Here is a 23111-nt window from a genome sequence, read left to right on the forward strand (position 1 = left end):
TCCTGTGAGGCTTGGGGCTATAGCTTGCTCAGTCGGCTGAAGAAGCCACCGCGGGCGATCATGTAATGAATGTCCTTTGGAAAGGGAAAAGCACTGCGAATGTTGGAAATCGCGTGCTGGAGGAATTCCCCGTCCAGCGGCGCAGGCTTATGCCGCGGTTGGTCCGCGACCTGCGGTATCATGAAGCGATCCACGAAAGCCGCGTCAAGATCGTTGACCCTGACCATCTGTCCAAATGCCGGGAACAGGTCGTAATGACCCAAGCTTACGTTGAGATTCTTGAGGGCAGGGCGCTGAGGCTGGGTTTGATTGCCATCGGCCGTCGCCAGCCCGCGCCCGATCAGGTCCAGCTTCACCGATTGCGGGAGAGTTGACGGACCATACACGATCTCGAGGGCGTGGCCGCTCTGCCCAGATAGCCACTGGTACCAAAAGGTCGCATCGTCGGGCCGCGCATTGGCACCGTAAAGGCAATCAAATCCCCAACAAGCCGTCAGCTTCCCCTGATACTTTCCGAGGCTCCCGACGAGATTGCGCATGCCGTTACCACCGCCGGAGTGGCATGCGATGATGAGCTTGCCGATCTGGAGCTGAGGAATGGACGTCGAGGAGATACCCAGGAACCTGCCAGAGCTCCAAGGATCTCCTCGAGATAGCGTTCACCCCAGTTCGCGGTGGCCAGGTCGGACACGCTGTAGTTTCCGGCAAAGGTGTTGCCCACAGCATATTCGTAGCCCAGGAAGGGCGCGATGAGCACCACGTCCTTGCCGGAATCCCGGACCTGTTCGCGCAGCCGCGCTGGATCGTTTTGGAAAAGGAATTCATGGTTTTTGACGTAGAAGCCGTGAAGCCAGATCACGACATCGAACTTGGTGGCGGCTGTTGGGTGCTTTGGCGGAAGATAAACCGCCGTTGGTTTCATGCCGGGCGCCTGCCGCTTCGTGAAGAGCGTCACCCCAGGAAAGGCGTTGGCGTCCTTTTGCTCAAGCTCACACGCAACCACGCAGGTCGCTCCGATTCGGCCACATCAGGCTTGGGACTCTGACGTTAGCTCGGCCACTTGCCATGCTTGCGATCCTAAATCCACCGGGCCTGATGGCTCCGACGCGCCGTGACAACTCGGCGCCGTGCCAGCGCGCAGTTGTGTAGGAGCGGTGAGGCTAATGGCATACCTCGACATTGGCCTCGTTGCCTGGCCCGCCACCGCCGCGATATTCGAGATGGCAGCCGCGCTGGACCGGACGGCAGCTGCTGGCGTTGCATATGATCTGAGGACTGGCCGTCGCATGGCCCACCGCAGCGCCATAGCCGCCTGCGCTCGCCTGCGCCCGCTGACGCAATGGCCGATCCTGCCGCTGACTGTCATTGCTCTTGGCGGCATTGACGGGCCTGGCGCGCTGTTTCTCGCATTCATTGTCGTCGTTGAGGAACGAGCCCCTTGCACAGGAGATTCTGCTGCAGTGGTCGCCGGCAGCCTTGTAGCCATGATCACAGATCAGGGGACAGACGCGGGACGGCTTGAGCTTGATTGCGTCAAGCGCGTCGAGACTTGCGAGCTTGGCGTCAAATTTGGTTCCCGCGTGCTGGTTGAAGAGAGCCAAGGAGCGCTGGGAGGCTGCATTCCATTGGCCATCTACGCTACCGGTGAAGCAGCCGACGCGGTTCAATTCGCTTTGTACGGATTTGGTGATATCGGCTTTTGCGATATCGGTCTGGCGCGGCTCGGCGCTGAGTGCGGCAAGCTTTGGCGGCGTATTGTCGTCAGCCAGCGCAGCGACTGTAGGATTGTCCGCGAAGGCACTCCCAACAGCCGGCTTATTCCCGGAGAGAGCCGCAACGATTGTAGATTCGGACGCAATTCGTTTCCGTTCTGCCTCGGTGGCCTGCTCCTGCGCGGCCTGCTTCGCCTTCTCGGCGGCAATTCGGGCGTCTTCCGCAGCCTTCAGATCCGCGGCCGCCTTCTCTTGGTCGGCACGCTGGGCGCCCTGCGACATCAGCCGAGTTTTCTGCTGTTCCGCCTGCTGCGCCTTCGCTGTTGCCGCGACGCGTGCGTCCTCAGCATCGAGCTGATTAAGCTGCAGCTTGGCAAGATTTGCGTAGTATCCGTCCGGATGCTGGTTCAGGAACGCGTCCAGAGCGGGCTTGTTGCGTAGTTGCAAGGCCAATTCGTAATCACGACGAATTTCTGCCTGGGGGTTGGCTGCTTGCACCGGCTCATCAGCCTTGGCAGCGGGAACAAGTGCAACGTCTTCGCCGCCCAGCGAGCCGTAGACATAGGGCTCCTGTCGGTTGCCGGTGGCTTGCAAGACATCATCGCGGACGAAGCCGAAGGCCCTACGCAAGTCGAGCCCCGGCTTTGCGATGTACTTTACGAGAGCCGTCGCATACGGACTATTCTTGCTGTTGCCATCGAGGGCGGTTAGTCCGGCTTTCGCGGCAAACGCGATCAGCGTGTTGGAGACGGCGGGTTCGACCCTGGCCAGCCCGCGGCTGATTGATCGAGAGGCAACTGTACGCTTCATCGAATCGGCAAACGGATTGTTGCGGCACGCGTCGACGATCACCACGCGCAACTGTCTCGCAGGCTCGATTGCCAGCAGGACGCGGTCGAGTGAGAATGCTTCGTCATAAATATCAGTGTCACGTTCGAGTCTGGCGTCGGTCGGGATCAGATAGTTTGTCCCGTCGATCTCGATGCCGTGGCCAGCATAGTACACCAGGGCTATGTCCGCATTGCGCGCCTGATCGGCGAATTCTCTCAGGGCCCGCCGCATATCGGTCGCGGCGAGGTTGAGCCTTGAGTCAACCACATCGAAACCTGCGCCCTTCAAGGTTTCAGTGATGGCGGCAGCGTCGTTGGCCGGGTTTGGGAGCAGAGGGGCATTCTGATAGTTGGCATTGCCAACCACCAAAGCCACGCGCTTTGTCGCCCAGGCTGGCTGGGCTGCCAGTAACAGCGAAGCGGCAAGAAGAAGCAAAACTCGAAGGTGCCTGTATAACCTCATGGCGAACACCCAACCTATGCTCATCGAATGATAACGTCGCGAAGATGGCCGCGTAAGGCATGATTACTGAATTCACACGCCACTGGCCGCTGGCCTATCTCCGTACAGTACCAGTTTCGAGCCCGATCCATTCCTATGTGTTGTCTGGCACTGCGCTCGCGTTCAAACGGCACGGAAGAAATCGCGGGCCGGCGCTGTGTGCCGTTTCATGAGGATGATGGGCACCCGCCAGTATCGATGTCTCGCGCTGGCGAATTAAGCTTTTGAAATTATAGGATTATTGCACTTAAGGCGTGTTCGCGGCAGTGCAGCAGAGCCTCTGGCTTAGTTCAAACGAAGATTCCGCGGTCGGCAGATCGAGGGGACGTAAAGTCCAGGACGCCGGCTTGCGGGTCAATCTCTCGGTTACAGCTTGCGCGGAGGTCAGGAGCCCGTCAGTTCGGCTTTCCATGGTCCCCGGTGCTCGATCTTCAGGTTCCTGCCGGACGCTCGCCCCGGCAACTGCTCCTTCGCAACGAGGGAACCAGTCTCCGAGTCGCGAAGGCGGGCCTTGGTCGACCAGTCGATCGCGTCGGTGGCCGCTGCCGGAAGTCGTCAGTGCGCAAGTCGCCAGCCGACTTAATCAGAAAGCCCTGAATATAAGCCGCTCTATTTCGAACGATAGCGTACGGAGATACAATCGCAATTCCGAACTTTGGAGAAGTTGATGCCCATTCCGTTGAGGATTTACATCACGCCATTTGCCGATAGGGGGAGCGTTGAGCCCGGGCAATGGAGCAGCGAGACAGCCAAGAAGGCGCTCGACGTGGTCAATACGATCTGGTCAAAGGCCAAGATCGCGTTCGTGATCAGCGATTGCTTGATGGAGAAGCCGCTCGACATGGCAAAGAGCGCGCGCAGCAATGACCAGCGATTGCTGGGTGTTCTTGCCTCTCGGCACGATCCGGACAATGCCGTCCACATCTACCTCGTCAATTCGATTGAAAATCTGGCCGCCGGTGGAAGCTCATACCCCAATAGCCAACCGGAGCCGGCAAGCTTCGTCCAATGGTATGGCAATGACCACGCCAATGGACGCGCCTGGGCTCACGAGCTCGGCCATCTAATGAGCCTCGATCACGTCGAGATCGACTATTCCAATGAGAAGCAGGCGGCGCGGCGTGTCAAGAACCTCATGACGATAGGATTGAGCGTCGGTTCTGACCTGACGGGCCAGCAGATTGATGCAGCCAAGGGTTCAAAGCTGGTCAAGCGATTTGGTGGATAAGTCCGTGGCCGGCCGCAGAATTTGTCAGCTCCGTCGTTCTGCACGTTGCGCGCCTTCGTTCCTATTCGCGAGATCCTCGTCGCTCCAATCCAGGCGTTCGGCGCAAGAGTCCATGATTGCGATCACGCTGGTAACCACTTCTCCCGCTTTGGGAAAAGCCATCCGCAATTAATATGCAAATGACCCCAACGATGAGATCACCAACGACCATGTCAAGTGCTTCCGGGATATTGCAGCTGCGCTAGACGACGCTTACCGTTTCGCTCTATTTTTGATGGGCGATCAGGCAGACGCAGAACAAGCCGGCAAACGTACTATCCAGATGCACTGCCGATTTAACGTGGTTGGGTAGCGGCCCTCCAAGTCTAGGGCGATCGCGCAAAGTCGTCGTGCTGTACGAATTCCAGGGCCCGTCCTATCGCGACTCTCTTATATCGTAGCTGCTCCGATCGCGACAGTGATGTCGCGTATTGCACAAGCGCATACTCCTTCGGTGCCAGATCGAAATGGGAGCAAGGTCACAACCTTCGTTGCAGCTGTCGATTTGAACTTCTCTTTTCCTGCCTGCACTAAAACAAGGTGGTCCTGCGGCCGTCCGGACGATCACCGACGAGTTCCTATTTGTCGATTGCAGGTCGAAGAGAATGTTCCACAAAACCGGTCCGGGCAAGGTTGACGTCGATCTGGATTTTTCGGGAGTGGGGGTTTTGCACGCGCGGCTTTGGAATTTCGATTTCGATGACTTTGCCGGCTACCAGTTTCGGGGCTTGAAGACAGAGCACTTCGAATTTCTGAAGAACAAGGTGGTTCCCCTGGTGGAGCACGACGCTGGTCAGATCTGGATGACGGGATCCGCGAGCCGGATCGGTACGGCTGATTGGAATATGACGACATCAGCCAACCGCGTCATTACGGTCGCGCGGTCTCTGTCAGAGATGGGCATCCGCCCGGAGCAAATGCAGACGCACGCCATCGGCAATACGCAGACGGCAAATCACAGGCTGGACGAAGACAACGATAGATCAGTGGTCCTTTGGGTTCTGCCTAAGGTCTATTTCGAACCGATCATAAAGCCAGACTTGCCGCGACCCGTTCCGCCGAAGCCAAAGGTCAGTCGAAATTTCAAGATAGCCATGCTGCTTGAGGTCGACGGTTCGATCTCGTTTGCAGCGAGAGCGGCCATCAAGCGCATCGTCAAGGGCAGGGCCGGAGCCGGGATTGCGTTTGCCAGCGCGTTGTTCTCCATATGGGACACGGAAAACAATTTGAAGTGCACCTACGTCTATGCGGCGGTCGGCCTAGGCTTCGGCTTGACCCTTCCGAAGACCGGCGGCAGATCGGGTACTCTGCATGGCCCCTGGAATTCGTTTACGACCGAAAAGCCCATCTCCTGTTCGCAGTTCGGCAAGTCAATGCGCTTTACGACTATCGGGATAGGGGACTTAAGCAAGAACTGGATCTTGCTCGAAACGCCCAGAGGAGTGAAGGACGTCTACTTGAGCATCAGCACGGGCACGACCATCGGCGGCGGCGCGTCGACCTACCCAGCCCATTTGAGCGCTTTCGTCCCGCTGGAGCGACCGAAGCCGTTTGGCGGGCCTTGAGTGAATCGGCTCATCATAACCTTTAGCCGGCGTCGGCGAGGGGAGCTCCGGGTTGACCCGCCGTAGTGATCTCAATGGGTCAAAAAAAGCCGAAAATGTCAGAATAGCCTTTGAAGACACTACAGTATTTCGAGACTTCCAAGCTGAATACGAGGGTTCGATTCCCTTCACCCGCTCCATCCCAACAATTGATGCATCTTGATTGACCGACTTTGACCGTCAAGTCGGTCCCGGTGACGGCTGGAGCTTGGAGCGGGCGGCCTTGCGATAACCGGGTGCGTTTCGGGTCGGCAGAGCGGCTCTATTCCTGTTTGCTGTCCTTCTCCTCGCGCTGCTTCCGGGCACGATCGACTGCGCCGCCCTGGGGCTGCCCGCTGACCTTCACGCCGGGGAGATGATCGACCTTGTTGTTGGCGGTATCTTCGGCACGCTGCAATTCACGATCGATGATGTCGCGTGATCCTTCGGCCGGGTCCTTGTCGAATGGGCTCTTGGTATCGGTGCTCATGATTGATCCTGCTCGTCGGCGCGCGTTGATTTGCCGAGGCAAGCTCGGCTCGGGCCCATCGTTCCTGTCGAGGCGGCAGCTTTTGTGCAGGCTCTTTACTCCCTGTGGTCGCGGATTTCGGGGGCGACCTGTCCGTAGTTCAGCAGGGCCACGAGGGTCGTTCCGCCCAGAATATTGCCGAGGAGTGTCGGTACGAAGAAGTCCGAGGCATATTGCGAGAGCGACGCCAGGCCGCTCTGCACCAGGAAGGCGCACTCGACCGAGCCCGCGATGATGTGCGCGAACTGGCCGAGCGCGACCACATAGGTCATCACGACGACGAGGTGCGGGCGCGATCCCTTCACGGCAGGCAGTAGCCACGCCATCAAGGCGATCAGCCAGCCGGCAAAGATCGCCCGGACAAGGGTCGTCGCGAACGTACCCTCGATGGTGTGGCGGCTGAGATCGACGAAGGCGCCCACGATGCGGGGTTCGAAGATGCTGGTGTGCGCGAGCACGGATCCAACGGCCCAGGTTCCTGCGATGTTGGAGGCGAGGACCAGGCCCCAAAGCTTGATCACGCTCCCAAGCGTGCCGAGATCCCTGTTGTGCAACAGCGGCAGCATCGGCGTCAGGGTGTTCTCGGTGAAGAGCTGCTGCCGTCCCAGCACCACGACCAGGAAACCGACCGTGTAGCCGAGCGGAGCCACCAGCCGTCGGGTGGCCTCGTCGGAAATCAGCGCGTGAAACTCGCCCTGGACAATCAGGGACAATCCCATCGAAAGGCCGGCGGCGAGGCCGGACAGCACGATGGCCCACCATCGCCGTTCCAGTTCCTGCTCACCCTCGGCGCGGATTGTCTCATGGATCAGCGCTGCGCTAGGCCGGCTCTGGGATTCGATCTGTTTCGTCTGGCGCCGCGAGACGCCGTCGAGCTTTGAGGCTGGATTGAAGGAGGCGCCGTCGCCAGGCTGGTCCACTCCGCGGTCTCCTGAAGGGCAGGTTCATCTCAATGCCGGGATCAAGGCTCGGAGCGGCAAGGGGTTCCTGGTAAGTGCTCGCACGCCGCGGCATTGTTGAGGCACAGCGGCGGCGCCGTGGTCGACCATCAGGAACCTTCGTGGAAAGCGGGTGTTTTCTACCGGGGCGGGTGGCGATCTGACAAGAGGCCAACCGTGCAAGACAATTTGCGTGTGCGCTCAACCGCGCAGATCGCGGGCCATCCGATTCATCCGATGCTGGTGCCGATACCGATCGCTTGTTTCATCGGAGCGCTGTTGACCGATATCGCCTATGTCGTCAGTGCCGAGATCATGTGGGCGGATTTTTCCGCCTGGCTTCTGGTCGTCGGCGTCATCTTCGGCGTACTGGCGGCGATCGCGGGCCTGACCGATTTTCTCGGCAACCGTCTGGTGCGGGCGCAACCGCCGGCCTGGCCGCATCTGATCGGCAACGCGGTGGCGTTGGTCCTGGCGATCGTCAATGCGTTGATCCATACGCGCGATGCCTGGACCTCGGTGTGGCCGACCGGGCTCATTCTTTCAGCCATCACCGTATTGATCCTGCCGGTCACCGGCTGGCTCGGCTGGGCGATGGTGTATCGCCACGGTGTAGGAGTTGCGCGATGAACTCCGCAATCGTTCGGGTGCTGTTGTGTGCCTCGCTGCTGTGTCTCGCCGGCTGCAATGACGGCAGTGGCGATCCGAAGGCGCAAACCGGCGCCAACCCGACGCTGCCCGACATCCAGCAATACCTGCTGCCGCCGATGCACATCGCCCGTATCGTCGGCTGGAAAAAGGACGAGACCCCGGCCGTCGCGCAGGGCTTGCAGGCCAAGGCCTTCGCGACCGGCTTGCAGCACCCCCGATTCCTCTACGTGCTGCCCAACGGCGACGTGCTGGTGGTGGAATCCAAGGCGCCGAAGGGCGCTCCGATCAAGCGGCCCAAGGAAATCGTGATGGGATACATCGAGTCCTGGGCGACATCAGGCGGCGACACCGGCGCGAGCAACCGCATCACGCTGCTGCGCGACAGCAACGGCGACGGCGTGCCGGACGTGCAGAGCGTCTTCCTCGACCATCTCAACTCGCCGTTCGGCGTCGCGCTGGTCGGCAACGATCTCTATGTCGCCAACACCGATGCGATCGTCAGATATCCCTACACGGAGGGTGATACGAAGATCACCGCGCCGGGCACGGTGCTGACGCCGCTGCCGGGCGGACCAATCGATCATCACTGGACCAAGAGCCTGGTCGCGAGCCCCGACGGTTCAAAGCTCTATGCCGGCGTCGGCTCCAACAGCAACATCACCGAGAACGGCATGGAGGCCGAGCACAATCGCGCCGCGATCCTCGAGATCGACCGTGCCAGCGGCCGCTGGCGCATCTTCGCGAGCGGCTTGCGCAACCCGAACGGCCTCAGCTTCGAGCCGCAGACCGGGACGCTGTGGACGGTGGTGAACGAGCGCGACGAACTCGGTCCCGATCTCGTGCCGGACTACATGACGTCGGTGAGGGACGGCGGCTTCTATGGCTGGCCCTACAGCTATTACGGCCAGCACGTCGATCCTCGCGTCAAGCCGGAGCGTCCTGATCTCGTCGCCAAGGCGATCGTGCCTGACTATGCGCTGAGCTCGCATGTCGCGCCGCTCGGCATGGCCTTCAACACGAGCGCGAGTTTGCCGGCGGCCTATCGCGGCGGCGCCTTCGTCGGCGAGCACGGCAGTTGGAACAGGCAGGTCTTGAACGGCTACAAGGTGGTGTTCGTGCCATTCACGGATGGCAGGCCGAGCGGTCCGCCGCAGGACGTCGTCACCGGCTTCCTCAACAGCGACAACCAGGCGCGCGGGCGGCCCGTCGGCGTCGCCATCGACAAGACCGGCGCGCTGCTGGTCGCCGATGACAGCGGCAACACGGTGTGGCGCGTGACGGCGGCGCACCCGCAGCTCACGCAGCGATAGATAGATCTCGAGGAGTTACACCATGGGCCTTGCTCAATACACGATCGTGCCGGTGCAGGACGAATGGGGCGTGCTGCATGACGGCGACGTCAAGAACAGATACTCCACCAAGGAAGCGGCCTTCGAATCGGCGGTGGCTGCCGCCTCGCTGGCGCTTCGCGAGGGACACGAAGTCCATGTCAGCGTGCCCGGCCGGGAAGCCGGCGAGAACGCGCTGGGAATTTGATGGGACACTCCGAGCAGAACACTTCAGGAGGCTGCGATGACCAAGCCCCGTGAACCGAACGGCATTGAACCCTCCCGCTCTGAAGACGACATTCAGCGAGACCAGCTCGGGCCGCGCGGCGTGCCGGGTGCGCCGGATCCGGCCAAGATGACACCCCAACGCGACAAGAAAACGCCGAAGCACGTCGATCCCGGTCACACGGCCTGACGGCTGCCCCGCGGCTTTTCTGTTCGGCCGGTAAGTCGGCGCCCGGCCGTCGACTTACGCCGCCGCAACGATATCCGTCTTGGCAAAGTCGTCGCCGACATAAAGAAGTGCGCAGCCATGCTCCTTGGCGACATCGTAGGCGAAGCAGTCACCAAGGTTGAGACCGGCAGGACGAATGCCTTTGCCCCAACGCGAGTAGATTTGCGCCACGCGTTCGGCCGAAGCTAGGGTCACCGAGATCACGTTCAAACCGAGATCGTTAATCAGCTTGTTCATCTCTTCGTCGACGCCCCGCCGTGCCGCGACGATCAGGCTTTCTGCAACGGAGGCCGCCGAGATCAGGATTTCGTCGGCGGTGTCCAGCGCGGTGATGCAAGCATCGGCTTGGGGTTCGTCGAGCACGATCGCCATCAGCGCGGAGGTATCGACTGCGATCATTCCGGCAGTCCATCATCGCCGAAAAGAAAGTCCTGACTGCGCGCGGCGCTCGGTCCGGGAATAGCTTTCGCCCCGCCGGTCCTTCGCGCCGCCTCAAGCGCGGTCCGGCGGGTGGCGCGGTCCGGCGAAAGCTTGACCGGGACGAGCCGTACCGCGGGATGCCCATGTCGCGTCAGGATCACCTCGTCGCCGGCCTCTGCGCGGCGGACAAGATCGGTCAATTGTCCTTTTGCGTCGGTAACGGAGACCCGCATCTCATTGTCCTTCCTCAGTTTTCATAAAATGGACCATGCAATGGTCCAATGTCAACCACCTCCCACCCCACCATCGCCGGACGCGATCTCGCGGTTGATCTCGGCATGAGCCTGCCGGCGGTGTTCGCCGGAACGTGGGCTCTCCGTACAAAATAACATCATGTTAGGTTTGTCGAATAACTGGGTAATTGTGTTAGCCCGGCGAAAGCTTATCGTCGCCACCAAGCAGACACCCATCGGCAATGACAAGCGCTCGCGAAACTCCGCAGAGCGGCCGGAGAGTGCTGCCCAATTTTGAGCGAAGCCCGTCAACGGGACGTCAGCAAAACCCAAGGGAGGAATCTTGAGATGACCGCGATCCATCAGATGAGTCAGTCCAGGAAAGCCGCTGCCAGCGGCTGGATCGGGTCGGCTCTCGAATATTATGACTTCTTCATCTACGCGACCGCCGCGTCACTGATTTTCCCGCAAATCTTCTTCCCGTCGGAGAATCCCACCGTCGCGATCGTCGCCTCGTTGGCGACCTATGGCGTCGGGTATGTGGCCCGGCCGATTGGCGCGTTCGTCCTCGGGCACTGGGGCGACACCCATGGCCGCAAGACGGTTCTCATCGTCTGCATGTTCCTGATGGGCATCTCGACGATGGCCGTGGGTATCCTGCCGACCTACCAGCAGGTTGGCATCCTGGCGCCAATTCTGCTCGTCATTCTGCGCCTCGTGCAGGGATTTGCCGTTGCCGGCGAAATCTCGGGCGCAAGCTCGATGATCCTGGAGCACGCGCCGTTCGGCCGACGGGGCTTCTATGCCAGCTTCGCCCTTCAGGGGGTGCAGGCCGGACAGATCCTCGCCGCAGCAATCTTCCTGCCGTTGGCGGCCTATATGCCGACCGACGCCTTCAACAGCTGGGGCTGGCGGATTCCCTTCCTGCTCAGCTTCTTCGTCATCGTCGCGGGCTACATCATTCGTCGCGAAGTCGACGAGACCCCTGCTTTTGCCCGCGAGGGCGAACGGGGAGAAACGCCGCGCGCGCCCATCGTCCAGGCCATCAAGCTGAGCTGGCGCGACATGCTCAGGGTCATCTGCATGGCGCTGATGAATGTCATTCCTGTCGTTGCGACCATCTTCGGCGCGGCCTATGCGGTGCAGCCGGCCTACGGGATCGGTTTTGCCAAGGACGTCTATCTCTGGATCCCCGTGCTCGGAAACATGCTGGCCGTGTTCGTCATTCCCTTCGTCGGCAATCTCTCCGACAAGGTCGGCCGCAAGCCCCCGATCATCGTCGGCGCGCTTCTCTCCGGCTTGCTCGCCTTTTGCTATCTCTATGCCATCAGCATCAGGAATGTGCCGCTGGCAATATTGGTGTCGCTCTTGATGTGGGGCGTCGTCTATCAGGGCTACAACGCGATCTTCCCGAGCTTTTACCCGGAGCTGTTTCCGACCCGCACCCGCGTCTCGGCGATGGCGATATCGCAGAACATCGGAACCACCATCACCGCATTGCTGCCCGCCCTGTTTGCGACCGTCGCGCCTCCCGGCTCGACCAACATTCCGTTGACGGTGGGGGCGATTGCCTTCGCTATCACGGTCATCGCCGCGCTGGCCGCCCTGACCGCGCGGGAAACCTATCGGATCAGGATCGACGATCTCGGCAATCCCAATGCCGTTCCAATGCTGCGGGCAGATTATGACCGTCAGCGCGCCGGCGATGCGGTGAGCGGGGCTGCCACGGTTCGGACCTGACGGGTATGGTAGAGGCAACTGCCGCCGCGATCGATGATGTTCGCGGCGGCAGGGCCTCACTGCATAGTCAGGCCGCCGATTCGAATTTGGTGCGCGCGAGCGCAATCAATATGAGGTTGCAAGATGAACCCCGTCGTCATTGCCGTCGCAATCACCGGCTCCGTTCCGCGCAAGAAGGACAATCCCGCGGTCCCGATTCTGCCGTCCGAGCAGATCGAGTCGACGCACCAGGCCTTTGAAGCCGGTGCCACGCTCGCCCATATCCATGTTCGCAACGATGACGAGACGCCGTCCTCCGATCCCGAGCGTTTCGCCCTGGTGCAGGCGGGGATCAAGAAGCACTGTCCGGACATGATCGTTCAGTTCTCGACCGGAGGGCGGGGCCGCGATCCCTCGGCGCGCGGATCGTCGCTCTACCTGAAGCCGGACATGGCCTCGCTGTCCACGGGATCGGTGAACTTTCCGACCATCGTCTACGAGAACAGCGCCGCGCTGGTCGAGACCCTCGCCACCGGGATGAAGGCGAATGGCATCCGGCCGGAAATCGAGATCTTCGATTTGTCGCATCTGCATGGCGCCCGCCGCCTGATCGAGGCGGGGCTGATCGACCAGCGTCCGCACGTGCAGTTCGTCATGGGCGTCAAGAACGCCATGCCCGCGGACGAGCATGTCCTCGACATCTTGCTGGGAGAGCTCAGGCGGCTGATCCCGGAGGCGACATGGACGGCAGCGGGGATCGGACGCCACCAGGCCGAGGTCATGGGCTGGGCGCTCGCGCGGGGCGCCGATGCGGTCCGCACCGGCCTCGAGGACAATATCAGGATCGACAAGGCGCGCCTCGCGGCCAGCAACGCCGAGCTCGTGGCCGTCGCCGGTGAGGCTGTCGCGCGTCACGGCCGGCGCGTGGCGACTGCGGCCGAGGCGCGATCCCTGCTCGGGCTCGCGGGGTAGGGCGCTCCTGCCGCCACCTGACATGCTCCCGGCCGCCTGCTGCCATTCGACGGCCGGCGTTTCCCTGCGCTAAGTCCGGGGGTAAGACAGGTGTCACAGGCGTGATCGGCGCCTGCCGGGCAGGCGACGATTGGAATGCGGTTCTTGAAATCTGACAGCAGGCTCATCGGGGTCCTGCTGGTGCTTGCGGTCTCCCAGCTTCTCGGGTGGGGTACGATAGGTCTTCCCGCCATCGTCGGACGCGATCTCGCGGCCGATCTCGGCATGAGCCTGCCGGCGGTGTTCGCCGGGACGTCCGTCCTCTATGTGTCGATGGGGCTATGCGCGCCCTGGCTCGCCAGGTCGTTTGCGCGGCACGGCGCACGAAAGGTCATGATCTCAGGCACGGTCCTCACCGTGCCGGGCTTCATCCTGCTGTCCCTCGCGCGCGAGCCGATGCTGTATTTCGCGGCCTGGATCGTCCTTGGCATCGCCGGCAGCGCCACGCTTTCGACCGGCGCCTATATCATGCTGAACGAGGTCGCCGGGCGGCAGGCCAAGAATGCCATCGGCGCGCTGATGCTGGTGACGGGCCTGTCGAGCAGCATCTTCTGGCCGACGACGTCGTTCCTCAGCGGTTTGCTCGGCTGGCGCGGGACGTGCCTCGTCTATGCAGCCATGATGGTCGTCATCAACCTTCCGCTCTATGCATTCTTTGCACCGCGCCGGAAAATCGTCGGTGATCGTGGCGGCGAGCCGGTGAAATCTTCGCCGCCGCCTGCGATTCCCAGGAGCACCTTCAGCCTCGTCGTTGCCGCGATCACGCTGAATGCCTTCGTCAATTTTGGCATCGGCGCCATCATGATCGAGTTGCTCCGGGCGGAGGGGCTTCCCCCGGCGCAGGCGCTTGCGTTTGGCTCGATGCTGGGCGTGATCCAGGTCAGCGCCCGCGGACTCGATTTTCTCGGCGGAGGGCGGTGGGATGGAATCACGACCGGGCTCGTCGCCGGCACGGCGCTGCCGATCGCCATGCTGCTGCTGATGACGAGCGAGGGCGCGACCTGGGCGGTTGCGGCCTTCATCCTGCTCTACGGCGCCGGCAGCGGCGCGATGGCGGTGGCGCGGGCAACGATCCCGCTCGTGTTCTACGATCAGACCGAGTTCGCCAAGGCGATGTCGATGATCGCGTTGCCGCTCAATCTCGCCTCCGCGGTCTCGCCGCCGCTCCTTGTCGGCCTGCTCACCCAGTTCGGCAGCCGCGGCGCGCTCGGTCTCACCTTCGTCTGCTCCTGCGCCACGGTGCTGATCCTGGTCCTGCTCGGCCGCCGCCGGCCGCAGGTGGCTGCAGCGGCTGCAACCTGAGAATATTCGCCATGCGGAAATTCACCGCGCGGTGACCTGCGCCGGGCGGGCTGGGGGATGGCCGTATGCCCACAGTGCAGTGCTCGGATCGCCAAAATAGTGTATCCGCAGGAAGCGCGGCCTGCGATCTCGCCGCCGCGCCAAGATCCAGTTCCCGGAGGAATTCGACATGTCGGCCCTGCCGCTCTCAGGCATCAAGATCCTTGACCTCACCCGCGTGCTTGCCGGGCCTCTGTCGGCCCAGATGCTGGGCGATTTGGGCGCGGAGGTTATCAAGATCGAGCGGCCGGGCACCGGTGACGACGCGCGCGCCTTCGGCCCGCCTTACCTGACTGACCCCGAGGGCAAGGCCAACAACAACAATTCATTCTACCTCTGCGCCAACCGCAACAAGAAGTCGGTCACGGTCAACATCGCCAAGCCCGAGGGGCAGGCGATTATCCGCGAGCTCGCCAAGGATGTCGACGTCTTCATGGAGAACTACAAGGTCGGCGATCTCAAGCGCTACGGCCTCGACTACGAGACCATCAAGGCGATCAATCCCGGCATTATCTACTGCTCGGTGACCGGCTTCGGCCAGACCGGCCCCTATGCGCCGCGCGCCGGCTACGACGCCATCCTGCAGGCGATGGGCGGCCTGATGAGCGTCACCGGCCATATCGACGGCGAGCCCGGCGAGGGCCCGATGAAGGTCGGCCCGTCGATCGTCGACTACATGACCGGCATGAACACCTCGATCGGGATTCTCTCGGCGCTCTATCATCGCGACGCCAATGATGGCGTGGGGCAGCATATCGACGTCTGCCTGTTCGACACCGTCATCGCGTCGTTGTCGCACTGGCTGCAGATCTACCTCGTCAACGGCAAGACGCCGCCGCGCCGCGGCACCTGGGGCAATGGCGGCATGCCGGCCGGCGTGTTCCGCTGCACCGACGGCGAGCTGATGCTGGTGGTCGGCAATGACGGCCAGTTCCAGCGCACCTGCGCCGTGCTCGGCGCGCCCGAACTCGCGAGCGACAAGCGTTTCGTCAGGAACAACGACCGCGTCGTGCACGGCAAGGAGATCATGGCGATCTTCGCCGGCCTGTTCCTGAAGCAGCCGGTGGCCTATTGGCTGGACAGATTGGAGGAGGCCGGCGTGCCCTCCGGCCCGATCAACAATTTCGAGCAGGTGTTTTCCGATCCGCACGTCCAGTCGCGCGGCATGCGGGTGAAGGTCGATCATCCCTTCCAGCCCGATCTCTCGCTGATCCGCAACGCGCTGACGCTCTCGGAAACCCCGATCAAGGATTACCGCGCCCCGCCGCTGCTCGGTGAGCACACCCAGGAGGTGCTCGCCGGCAAGCTCGGCTACGATGCCGGCAAGATCGAGGCGCTGAAGCAGCAGGGGATTATCTAGCTTCGGCGAAGCGGCGCGCGCGGTTTGGTCTGATCGCCACTGGATAAAAAGGGACGTCAACATGACGCTCCTGCGGCCTTGCGCGAACCTTGCGGGCAATCCCCAGATAATTCCGGTCCGTACTCACACAGGCTTCCGCTCCGCGCGCGACTCAGATTCGATCGGTCCACTCAGTCCGGGAGGGAACGCATGTCCTACACGATCGGGTTTCAGGCCAAGAACCAGAAGGCAATTCTGGCGACCGAGGCGGCAACGGCCAACCAGGCCGTCGCGATCATTGCCGCGTTGCGGCAAAGCGCCGACGAAATAAAGTTCATCCGCTCGCCGCAGGAAGGCGACATGGGCATCGAGATGCTGCTGCTGCTCGCCAAGGAAGAGGCCGAGGAGATGCCGCAGCACGCCTAGGCGGCTCGGCGACCAAACTTCGATCAGAAGCGAAGCATGGCGGCTGCAACATGCCGTAGCAAGCCGTCATCTCGCTTGGACCGAAGGTGGCCGCCCATGAATCTCGAAATGAAACGCGAAGCGCTCCGCGTCGAACCGATCTCGACTTTCCTCGATCGTCGGCAGGCGCCGGTCTCGCCGGTCACGCGCGCCGGCAACATGATCTTCGTCGCCGGCCTGCCGCCATTCGACCCCGAGACGGGCGAGATCGCGGACGTGCCGATCGAACGGCAGAGCGAGCTGATCATGGAGCAGATGAAGCTGTGCCTTGAGACGGCGGGCGCGAGCCTCGACAACGTCATGAAGTGCAACGTCTACTGCACCTCGACCAAGCACTTCGCCGCGTTCAACAACGTCTATGCGCGCTATTTCCCGCACGATCCGCCGGCGCGGATCTTCGTCTGTACGCCGGAATGGTTCGGCCCCTTCGACGTCGAGATCGACTGCATCGCGATGATGTGAAGGTTAGCGCGCCGCCATTTTTGACGGCGCCTTCGCCTCCGTCCGTCCCGCCGTCAGCGCCATCGTCGCCACGCTGACGACGCGCGCGACCACGTCCTCGACATCGTCGAGGTCGCATTTGCCCTCCGACAGTTTCGTCAGCCGCTCGCTCTCGCGGATGGTGTGGTGCGCCATGGCGAGCGCGAAGTTCAGGCCCCAGTAAATATCGACGTCGCTGCGGTCGGGCAGGGACCTTCGCATCGCGCCGGCGAATTTGCGCAAATGGTCGATCTCGCGATTCTTGATGCGGCGGATCGGCGGCACGGATTCGATCGAAGCGCGGATCATGAAGCGCGCCGCGCTCGAGCGCTGGTTCTCGGGACCGAGGCAGCCGCGCAGCGTCGGGCCGACCAAGGCATGCAGGATTACCTCGATCGGCGCGCGGCCGCCGCCTTGTTCTTCCGCCGCCTTCAATTCGCGCAGACGCTCGCGATTGGTGGCGATCGAGCGTGTCACGAACAGCTCCGCGATCAACTCGTCCTTCGAGCCGAAATGATAGTTCACCGCCGCGAGGTTGACATTGGCCTCAGCGACGATGTCGCGCAACGTCACGTCGCCGAACCCGCGATCGGCATAGAGCCGTTCGGCGGCGGCGAGAATGGCAGTCCGGGTATGATCGCTGGCCATGGGAGCCCCTCGGGGAGGGAGTTGCAATTCAAACGGTTGTATGAAACTATCGTTTGAAGGCCGGGAAAGTCAATCCGCAATCGGGACTCGTTCGCAAACGCGCGAATGGGTTCCGGAGCATCCGCAAGCCGCGCATTCGCACTTGCGGGTCGCACAATGCGGGTGGACAGTCCGGCGCAAAACAAGTTCGCCAAACGAGTTGGCAAAGACGAGGAGCGTCCCATGGATTTCGATCTGTCGCCGAAGCAGAAGGAATGGCTCGACCGCGTGCAGTCCTTCATGGCCAAGCACGTGCGCCCGGCGGTGCCGGTCTATGATGAGCAGGATCGCAGCGGCGAACGCTGGAAGGTGATCCCGGTGCTCGAGGATCTCAAGAAGAAGGCGAAAGCCGAAGGCCTCTGGAACATGTTCATGCCGCCCAACGAGCATGAGGACGACGAATTCCGCGGCGCGGGACTGACCAATCTCGAATACGCGCTGCTCTCCGAGCAGATGGGCCACATCTCCTGGGCTTCGGAAGTCTTCAATTGTTCCGCGCCCGACACCGGCAACATGGAAGTATTCATGCGCTACGGCTCCAAGGAGCAGAAGCGCAAATGGCTGCGTCCGCTGATGGACGGCGAAATCCGCTCCGCCTTCCTGATGACGGAGCCGGCCGTGGCCTCGTCTGACGCCACCAACATCGAGACCAGCATTGTGCGCGACGGCGACCACTACGTCATCAACGGCCGCAAATGGTGGTCGTCCGGCGTCGGCGATCCCCGCTGCAAGATCGCGATCCTGATGGGCAAGACCGACTTCAAGGCGGCCAAGCACCAGCAGCAGTCGCAGATCCTGGTTCCGCTCGACACCCCCGGCATCAAGGTCGAGAAGATGCTGCCCGTGTTCGGCTTCGACGACGCGCCGCACGGCCACGCCCAGGTGCTGCTCGAGAACGTGCGGGTGCCGAAGGAGAACATCCTGCTCGGCGAAGGCCGCGGCTTCGAGATCGCGCAGGGCCGCCTCGGTCCCGGCCGTATCCATCACTGCATGCGCACCATCGGCAAGGCCGAGGAGGCGCTGGAGAAAATGGTGAAGCGGCTTACCTCGCGCACTGCCTTCGGCAAGCGGATCGTCGAGCATTCGGTGTGGGAGCAGCGCATCGGCGAGGCCCGCACCAACATCGAGATGACGCGGTTGTTGTGCCTCAAGGCCGCCGACATGATGGACAAGGTCGGCAACAAGACCGCGCAGGCCGAGATCGCCATGATCAAGGTCGCAGCCCCCAACATGGCGCTGAAGATCATCGACGAGGCGATCCAGGCCTTCGGCGGTGCAGGCGTCTCGGACGAAGCCGGCCTCGCCAAGGACTACGCCCACATCCGCACGCTCCGTCTCGCCGACGGCCCGGACGAGGTGCACAATCGCGCCATTGCCAGGCTCGAGGTTCGGAAGTATGCAAACTCTTCCAGTCATTAAGCGGGAGAGCACGCTGGCGCTCCCGATTCGAAGAAACGACAGGGCATGATCCGTGATCGGATGACCGCTTGACGCAAGTGCGCTGGGGGTTACCGATTAGGATCATGTTCGGACTGAAGAGGGAGCGTCATCGTGGCTGACGGCGTCAGGAAAGACGAAGAGTTCTCGGGCACCAAACCGGTCGAGGAGCGTCATCGCATCGACGAGATGCGGCTCGAAGCCTGGCTGCGCGAGAACGTCGAGGGTTATGAGGGACCGCTGGTCGTGCTCCAGTTCAAGGGCGGCCAGTCCAACCCGACCTATCGGCTCGACACGCCGAACCGCTCCTATGTGATGCGCCGAAAACCGTTCGGCAAATTGTTGCCGTCGGCGCACGCGGTCGATCGCGAATATCGCGTGATCGCGGCGCTGGGAAAGCAGGGCTTTCCGGTCGCGAAGGCCTATGCGCTGTGCCAGGACGACAGCATCATCGGTTCGGCCTTCTACATCATGTCGATGGAAGACGGCCGGGTGTTCTGGGATCCGACGCTGCCGAGCCAGACGCGGGATGATCGTCGAAAGATCTTCACCAGCAAGATCGAGACGCTGGCAAAACTCCACATGTTCGATCCCGTCGCGATCGGTCTTGGCGACTTCGGCAAACCCGGCAACTACTTTGCCCGGCAGATCGACCGCTGGACCAAGCAGTACCGCGCGTCCGAGACCCAGACCATTCCGGAGTTCGAGAAGGTCGCCGAATGGTTGCCGAAGACCGTGCCGGAGCAGGCGCGCGTCTCGATCGTCCACGGCGACTATCGCCTCGACAACATGATTTTCCACGCGACGGAACCACGCGTGCAGGCCGTGCTCGATTGGGAATTGTCGACGCTCGGCGATCCCATGGCCGACTTCACCTATCTGCTGATGCAGTGGGTCATGCCCGGCCTGGACGGCGCCGACCTCAAGGCGCTCAACATCCCGAGCGTGGAGGAGGCCGCGCAGATCTATTGCAACGTCACCAAGATGACGGTGCCTGACCTCAACTGGTATTTCGCCTACAACCTGTTCCGTCTCGCCGGCATCACGCAAGGCATCGCCGGCCGGGTCCGCGACGGCACCGCGGCGAATGCCAAGGCGCTGGAGTCAGCCAAGCGCACCGTTCCGCTGTCGAAGGCGTCTTGGGAGTACGCGCAGAAGGCGGGCGCGGTTTAAGGAATCCGAAGGCGCGGCTGACGGCCGCGCCTTTGCTTGCGTTCCTCTCGTGTCTGGACACGGGACAGAATGACGAGAGAGATGCCCGCATGATTGATCACACCACCCTCATCACCTACATCCTCATCGTCCTCGGCTTCGTCTTCATTCCCGGACCGGCGACACTCCTCACCATGGCGCGCGCCGCGAGCTCGGGAACCAGGGTCGGCATCGCGACGGGCGCGGGAATTGCGGCCGGTGACGTGGTCCACACCACCATGGCGATCGTCGGCCTCTCTGCGATCATCGCGACTTCGGCACTCCTGTTCAGCGTCGTCAAATACGCGGGCGCGGGCTTTCTGATCTATCTCGGCATTCGCGCCATGCTCGACAAGACGCCGATCGAGGTGAATGGCGGCGCGCCCGCGATCAGCGCAGCGCGGGCATTCCGGCAGGCCGTGCTGACCGAGGTGCTGAATCCGAAGACCGCGCTGTTCTTCCTCGCGTTCCTGCCGCAGTTCGTCCGGCCCGAGCATGGTTCGACGACGCTGCAGCTCGCGCTGCTCGGTGCTGTGTTCGTGTTGCTCGGCCTCCTTAGCACGGTGGTGTTCGCCGTCGGCGCCGGCCGTCTCGGCAATTTGCTACGCCGCCATCCAGCCGTCGTGAAATGGCAGGGCAAGGTGGTCGGGACCATCTACTGCGCCGTCGGCGTGCGGCTGGCTTTGCAGGAGCGATGAGGCGCACCGCTCATTCGTAGCCCGGATGAGCGCAGCGATATCCGGGACAGCGGCCCCGCATGTCGCCGCTATGCTCATGCGGACTACGGGTGTCTCCAGACGCTCGTCATTGCGAGCGAAGCGAAGCAATCCAGAATCTTCGCACGGTGGCAGTCTGGATTGCTTCGTCGCAAGAGCTCCTCGCAATGACGCGGAAACACCTTACCCCTTCACGCAATGCGCGATCAGCTTCTCCACGAAGCCTGCGCATTTCTCCAGCTCCGCCATCTCCACGAACTCGTCCGGCGTATGCGCCTGCGCGATCGACCCGGGCCCGATCACCACTGACGGGATATCGGTCATGCTGGCGAACAGGCTCGCCTCGGTGCCGAAGGCGACCTTGGCGTGGTCGTTGCGCCCCGCGAGGCTCTTGGCCAGCGTGACGATGGTGGCGTCGGCGGCGGTGTCGAGGGCGGGATAATCGAGGATCTCTTCGAAGTCGATGCCGCACTCCGGGTGTCGCGCCCTCATCGCCGGCTCGATCTCGGTCTTGGCCCAGGCGACGATCGCATCCGTCACCTCCCTGGATTCGGTTATGCCGATGCCGCGGCATTCGAAATCCACCGTGCAGGTATCGGGCACGATGTTGAGCGCGGCGCCGCCATGCACGATGCTGGTGAGCAGCGTCGAGTGAGGGACATCGTAGAGGCTGTTCGTTGCTTTCGTGCTTGCGAGTTGCAACGCGCGGCGGCGGATTTCGACGATCAGCTCGGCGGCGTATTCGATCGCGTTGACGCCCTCGGGTGCGATCGAGGAGTGGCGGGCGAGGCCCTGGAACGTGGCGCGCACGCCGTGCTTGCCCTTGTGGCCGATGATGACCTTCATCTCGGTCGGCTCGCCGATGAAGGCGCCGAGCGGCTTGATCCGTTTCTTCGCGAGCTCGCGCAGCATCGGCCGCACGCCGACGCAACCGATCTCCTCGTCATAGGAGATGGCGAGATGAATCGGCGTTGTCAGCTTCGCCTCCAGCATCTCCGGCACCATGGCAAGGCACACCGCGACGAATCCCTTCATGTCGGTGGTGCCGCGGCCGTAAAGCTTGCCGTCGCGCTCGATCAGCTTGAAGGGATCGTGGCTCCAGTCCTGGCCGACCACAGGCACCACGTCGGTATGTCCCGACAGCACCAGGCCGGGGCGGTCCTCGGGTCCAATGGTGACCCATAGCGCGGCTTTCTGTCCGGTCTCGTCGACGATGCGCTCACTCTTGACGCCGTGTGCGGCGAGATAGCTCTCGATATGCGCGATCAGGGGCAGGTTGGAGCGATCGCTGATCGTGTCGAAGCCGACGAGGTCGGCGAGCAGCTTGCGAATACGGTCGGGTCTTGAGCTTGGCATTGTCACGTTCTTGTCAGGGGGATGGAAGCTGAAGTGCTTGCACGAACCATACCAACGTCGGCTGTGGTAGAGCAAATCAACACAGACCGGTAGCCCGGGTGAGCGAAGCGATACCCGGGACAGCTCGTGGTCGGAATCCCGGATGTCGCTTCGCTCATCCGGGCTACAAGCCCTTGCATTGGCCGACGGGCAAAACACGCGAGCGGCAGGTCAACGCCCGCCGCTGAAAATATTCCACTTTACCGAAATTCGGAAACGGCGTATGTGTCGCCGTAACCCGGCCCAAGGAAGAGGGGCGTATCGCGATCGTCACGAACGCGGGCCGGACAGCGGCGGACGCTGGGCCACACCGGCGCGAATGGTTTCGCAGGGCGGGCAACCGTGAGCGAAGGCGTCGCGCACACGACCGGTGCTGACAGCGTACGGCAAAACCGTGTCGTCCTGACGCCCGGGGTCTGTGCGTCAAGTCTTGTGGTGATGTGGCGGCCCGACCGGGTTCGCGCATCAGCCATCCATGAGGCGACGGGGGCAATAGTGCATCGCTCCCCGGGGAGAGCACGGCATAAGCCGTAAAACCGCTGCGCAGCGAAGGCCGGACGTTTTGGCTTCACCTGTATGCCGCTGTGCAGATTTTTTACTGCAACTTCGCGCAGTGGACCGCGGGTGCCAGCCGGCGCCCGGTCTTCCCTGCGCCCTCTTTCATTCGAGGGTGAGGCGACCAAGCAAAGCTCGGGCGAACAAGCCGCGAGAGGGCGAAGGTGTGTCTGCGAACGGGAATGCGAATGGAAGCGCGACCCTGCCACCCACAGACTCCGTCATTGCGAGCACAGACTCCGTCATTGCGAGCACAGCGAAGCAATCCAGGCTGACGCCGCGGAAAGACTCTGGATGGCTTCGCTGTGCTCGCAATGACGATGCTGAA

The 23111-nt window shown here is 62.2% G+C and carries 24 protein-coding genes; 15 read left to right on the forward strand and 9 right to left on the reverse strand.

All coding sequences use genetic code 11. The features are described 5' to 3' along the window. Positions 1–17: 17 nt before the first annotated feature. From IVB07_RS15570 to IVB07_RS15580, 3 genes are all read right to left on the reverse strand, one after another. Positions 18–539: a hypothetical protein gene (locus IVB07_RS15570; protein ID WP_247362329.1), complete on the reverse strand. Its 522-nt coding sequence runs from the start codon at positions 537–539 to the stop codon at positions 18–20. After that, on the reverse strand, positions 494–1003 hold the full coding sequence (locus IVB07_RS15575; RefSeq protein ID WP_247767738.1) for a hypothetical protein: 510 nt from the start codon (positions 1001–1003) through the stop codon (positions 494–496). The genes IVB07_RS15570 and IVB07_RS15575 overlap by 46 nt, the downstream gene beginning before the upstream one ends. Before the next feature lie 157 nt (positions 1004–1160). Further along, on the reverse strand, positions 1161–3005 hold the full coding sequence (locus IVB07_RS15580) for a caspase family protein (RefSeq protein ID WP_247362339.1): 1845 nt from the start codon (positions 3003–3005) through the stop codon (positions 1161–1163). Between the two features lie 706 nt (positions 3006–3711). On the opposite strand from IVB07_RS15580, the gene IVB07_RS15585 reads away from it, so the two are divergent. Both IVB07_RS15585 and IVB07_RS15590 read left to right on the forward strand, forming a co-directional pair. Next, a complete protein-coding gene (locus IVB07_RS15585; protein WP_026233406.1) occupies positions 3712–4272 on the forward strand; it encodes a hypothetical protein in 561 nt (186 codons plus the stop codon). 644 nt (positions 4273–4916) lie between these two features. Continuing rightward, positions 4917–5876: an OmpA family protein gene (locus IVB07_RS15590; protein WP_018457614.1), complete on the forward strand. Its 960-nt coding sequence runs from the start codon at positions 4917–4919 to the stop codon at positions 5874–5876. Between the two features lie 301 nt (positions 5877–6177). Here IVB07_RS15590 and IVB07_RS15595 read toward each other — a convergent pair whose 3' ends face one another. Both IVB07_RS15595 and IVB07_RS15600 read right to left on the reverse strand, forming a co-directional pair. Next, positions 6178–6384: a hypothetical protein gene (locus IVB07_RS15595; protein WP_018457613.1), complete on the reverse strand. Its 207-nt coding sequence runs from the start codon at positions 6382–6384 to the stop codon at positions 6178–6180. Positions 6385–6479: 95 nt separating this feature from the next. After that, on the reverse strand, positions 6480–7343 hold the full coding sequence (locus tag IVB07_RS15600) for a formate/nitrite transporter family protein (protein ID WP_204511540.1): 864 nt from the start codon (positions 7341–7343) through the stop codon (positions 6480–6482). Positions 7344–7538: 195 nt separating this feature from the next. Between IVB07_RS15600 and IVB07_RS15605 the strand changes: the two genes are divergently transcribed. Genes IVB07_RS15605 through IVB07_RS15620 form a run of 4 tightly spaced genes read left to right on the forward strand, consistent with a single transcriptional unit; the run spans position 7539 to position 9755 of the window. Further along, positions 7539–7991: a DUF2231 domain-containing protein gene (locus tag IVB07_RS15605; RefSeq protein ID WP_085357988.1), complete on the forward strand. Its 453-nt coding sequence runs from the start codon at positions 7539–7541 to the stop codon at positions 7989–7991. After that, the gene (locus IVB07_RS15610; RefSeq protein WP_247362342.1) at positions 7988–9322 is read left to right on the forward strand and encodes a sorbosone dehydrogenase family protein; all 1335 of its coding nucleotides are present in this window, start codon (positions 7988–7990) and stop codon (positions 9320–9322) included. The genes IVB07_RS15605 and IVB07_RS15610 overlap by 4 nt, the downstream gene beginning before the upstream one ends. Positions 9323–9344: 22 nt before the next feature. After that, positions 9345–9548 carry a hypothetical protein gene (locus tag IVB07_RS15615; protein WP_007611681.1) on the forward strand — a complete coding sequence of 68 codons (204 nt, stop codon included), beginning with the start codon at positions 9345–9347 and terminating at the stop codon, positions 9546–9548. Positions 9549–9584: 36 nt separating this feature from the next. Continuing rightward, complete coding sequence (locus IVB07_RS15620; protein WP_166520788.1) at positions 9585–9755, forward strand: hypothetical protein; 171 nt, start codon at positions 9585–9587, stop codon at positions 9753–9755. A 54-nt stretch (positions 9756–9809) separates the two neighbouring features. On the opposite strand, the gene IVB07_RS15625 is transcribed toward IVB07_RS15620, so the two are convergent. Continuing rightward, positions 9810–10193 carry a type II toxin-antitoxin system VapC family toxin gene (locus tag IVB07_RS15625; protein ID WP_247362344.1) on the reverse strand — a complete coding sequence of 128 codons (384 nt, stop codon included), beginning with the start codon at positions 10191–10193 and terminating at the stop codon, positions 9810–9812. Next, positions 10190–10447, reverse strand: coding sequence for a type II toxin-antitoxin system prevent-host-death family antitoxin (locus IVB07_RS15630; RefSeq protein WP_018457607.1), 258 nt, complete (start codon positions 10445–10447; stop codon positions 10190–10192). The genes IVB07_RS15625 and IVB07_RS15630 overlap by 4 nt, the downstream gene beginning before the upstream one ends. A gap of 348 nt (positions 10448–10795) precedes the next feature. Here IVB07_RS15630 and IVB07_RS15635 point away from each other — a divergent pair, with 348 nt between their 5' ends. The 6 genes from IVB07_RS15635 (at position 10796) to IVB07_RS15660 (ending at position 16784) form a co-directional block, all read left to right on the forward strand. Further along, positions 10796–12187 (forward strand): MFS transporter, encoded by a 1392-nt coding sequence (locus IVB07_RS15635; RefSeq protein WP_247362347.1) that lies wholly within the window; start codon positions 10796–10798, stop codon positions 12185–12187. Positions 12188–12310: 123 nt separating this feature from the next. After that, positions 12311–13138, forward strand: coding sequence for a 3-keto-5-aminohexanoate cleavage protein (locus IVB07_RS15640; protein WP_247362349.1), 828 nt, complete (start codon positions 12311–12313; stop codon positions 13136–13138). 135 nt (positions 13139–13273) lie between these two features. Next, positions 13274–14479 (forward strand): MFS transporter, encoded by a 1206-nt coding sequence (locus IVB07_RS15645; RefSeq protein ID WP_247362351.1) that lies wholly within the window; start codon positions 13274–13276, stop codon positions 14477–14479. 169 nt (positions 14480–14648) lie between these two features. Beyond that, positions 14649–15878 carry a CaiB/BaiF CoA-transferase family protein gene (locus tag IVB07_RS15650; RefSeq protein ID WP_247362353.1) on the forward strand — a complete coding sequence of 410 codons (1230 nt, stop codon included), beginning with the start codon at positions 14649–14651 and terminating at the stop codon, positions 15876–15878. A 189-nt stretch (positions 15879–16067) separates the two neighbouring features. Then, positions 16068–16283: a hypothetical protein gene (locus IVB07_RS15655; protein ID WP_018457601.1), complete on the forward strand. Its 216-nt coding sequence runs from the start codon at positions 16068–16070 to the stop codon at positions 16281–16283. A gap of 108 nt (positions 16284–16391) precedes the next feature. Next, the gene (locus tag IVB07_RS15660; protein WP_162847229.1) at positions 16392–16784 is read left to right on the forward strand and encodes a RidA family protein; all 393 of its coding nucleotides are present in this window, start codon (positions 16392–16394) and stop codon (positions 16782–16784) included. A gap of 3 nt (positions 16785–16787) precedes the next feature. Here the strand turns inward: IVB07_RS15660 and IVB07_RS15665 are convergent, their stop codons facing one another. Further along, positions 16788–17450 carry a TetR/AcrR family transcriptional regulator gene (locus tag IVB07_RS15665; RefSeq protein ID WP_247362355.1) on the reverse strand — a complete coding sequence of 221 codons (663 nt, stop codon included), beginning with the start codon at positions 17448–17450 and terminating at the stop codon, positions 16788–16790. Positions 17451–17672: 222 nt separating this feature from the next. On the opposite strand from IVB07_RS15665, the gene IVB07_RS15670 reads away from it, so the two are divergent. The 3 genes from IVB07_RS15670 (at position 17673) to IVB07_RS15680 (ending at position 20815) form a co-directional block, all read left to right on the forward strand. Then, positions 17673–18908 (forward strand): acyl-CoA dehydrogenase family protein, encoded by a 1236-nt coding sequence (locus IVB07_RS15670; RefSeq protein ID WP_007611657.1) that lies wholly within the window; start codon positions 17673–17675, stop codon positions 18906–18908. 132 nt (positions 18909–19040) lie between these two features. Beyond that, positions 19041–20099: a phosphotransferase family protein gene (locus IVB07_RS15675; RefSeq protein ID WP_085351268.1), complete on the forward strand. Its 1059-nt coding sequence runs from the start codon at positions 19041–19043 to the stop codon at positions 20097–20099. A gap of 89 nt (positions 20100–20188) precedes the next feature. Then, entirely contained in the window at positions 20189–20815 is a 627-nt protein-coding gene (locus tag IVB07_RS15680; protein ID WP_247362356.1) for a LysE family translocator, read from the forward strand. 201 nt (positions 20816–21016) lie between these two features. Here the strand turns inward: IVB07_RS15680 and argE are convergent, their stop codons facing one another. Next, the gene (argE, locus tag IVB07_RS15685) at positions 21017–22189 is read right to left on the reverse strand and encodes an acetylornithine deacetylase (protein WP_247362358.1); all 1173 of its coding nucleotides are present in this window, start codon (positions 22187–22189) and stop codon (positions 21017–21019) included. Between the last annotated feature and the right edge of the window lie 922 nt (positions 22190–23111).

This window comes from Bradyrhizobium sp. 172 (assembly GCF_023101065.1).
Classification (GTDB): Bacteria; Pseudomonadota; Alphaproteobacteria; order Rhizobiales; family Xanthobacteraceae; genus Bradyrhizobium; species Bradyrhizobium canariense_D.

What these genes read in the sequence shown, in the direction of transcription:
- IVB07_RS15570 (WP_247362329.1), bottom strand. Translation starts at nt 539, where the DNA reads ATGCGCAATCTCGTCGGGAGCCTCGGAAAGTATCAGGGGAAGCTGACG.
- IVB07_RS15580 (WP_247362339.1), bottom strand. Translation starts at nt 3,005, where the DNA reads ATGAGGTTATACAGGCACCTTCGAGTTTTGCTTCTTCTTGCCGCTTCG.
- IVB07_RS15585 (WP_026233406.1), top strand. Translation starts at nt 3,712, where the DNA reads ATGCCCATTCCGTTGAGGATTTACATCACGCCATTTGCCGATAGGGGG.
- IVB07_RS15590 (WP_018457614.1), top strand. Translation starts at nt 4,917, where the DNA reads ATGTTCCACAAAACCGGTCCGGGCAAGGTTGACGTCGATCTGGATTTT.
- IVB07_RS15595 (WP_018457613.1), bottom strand. Translation starts at nt 6,384, where the DNA reads ATGAGCACCGATACCAAGAGCCCATTCGACAAGGACCCGGCCGAAGGA.
- IVB07_RS15610 (WP_247362342.1), top strand. Translation starts at nt 7,988, where the DNA reads ATGAACTCCGCAATCGTTCGGGTGCTGTTGTGTGCCTCGCTGCTGTGT.
- IVB07_RS15615 (WP_007611681.1), top strand. Translation starts at nt 9,345, where the DNA reads ATGGGCCTTGCTCAATACACGATCGTGCCGGTGCAGGACGAATGGGGC.
- IVB07_RS15620 (WP_166520788.1), top strand. Translation starts at nt 9,585, where the DNA reads ATGACCAAGCCCCGTGAACCGAACGGCATTGAACCCTCCCGCTCTGAA.
- IVB07_RS15625 (WP_247362344.1), bottom strand. Translation starts at nt 10,193, where the DNA reads ATGATCGCAGTCGATACCTCCGCGCTGATGGCGATCGTGCTCGACGAA.
- IVB07_RS15630 (WP_018457607.1), bottom strand. Translation starts at nt 10,447, where the DNA reads ATGCGGGTCTCCGTTACCGACGCAAAAGGACAATTGACCGATCTTGTC.
- IVB07_RS15635 (WP_247362347.1), top strand. Translation starts at nt 10,796, where the DNA reads ATGACCGCGATCCATCAGATGAGTCAGTCCAGGAAAGCCGCTGCCAGC.
- IVB07_RS15640 (WP_247362349.1), top strand. Translation starts at nt 12,311, where the DNA reads ATGAACCCCGTCGTCATTGCCGTCGCAATCACCGGCTCCGTTCCGCGC.
- IVB07_RS15645 (WP_247362351.1), top strand. Translation starts at nt 13,274, where the DNA reads ATGCGGTTCTTGAAATCTGACAGCAGGCTCATCGGGGTCCTGCTGGTG.
- IVB07_RS15650 (WP_247362353.1), top strand. Translation starts at nt 14,649, where the DNA reads ATGTCGGCCCTGCCGCTCTCAGGCATCAAGATCCTTGACCTCACCCGC.
- IVB07_RS15655 (WP_018457601.1), top strand. Translation starts at nt 16,068, where the DNA reads ATGTCCTACACGATCGGGTTTCAGGCCAAGAACCAGAAGGCAATTCTG.
- IVB07_RS15660 (WP_162847229.1), top strand. Translation starts at nt 16,392, where the DNA reads ATGAAACGCGAAGCGCTCCGCGTCGAACCGATCTCGACTTTCCTCGAT.
- IVB07_RS15665 (WP_247362355.1), bottom strand. Translation starts at nt 17,450, where the DNA reads ATGGCCAGCGATCATACCCGGACTGCCATTCTCGCCGCCGCCGAACGG.
- IVB07_RS15670 (WP_007611657.1), top strand. Translation starts at nt 17,673, where the DNA reads ATGGATTTCGATCTGTCGCCGAAGCAGAAGGAATGGCTCGACCGCGTG.
- IVB07_RS15680 (WP_247362356.1), top strand. Translation starts at nt 20,189, where the DNA reads ATGATTGATCACACCACCCTCATCACCTACATCCTCATCGTCCTCGGC.
- argE (WP_247362358.1), bottom strand. Translation starts at nt 22,189, where the DNA reads ATGCCAAGCTCAAGACCCGACCGTATTCGCAAGCTGCTCGCCGACCTC.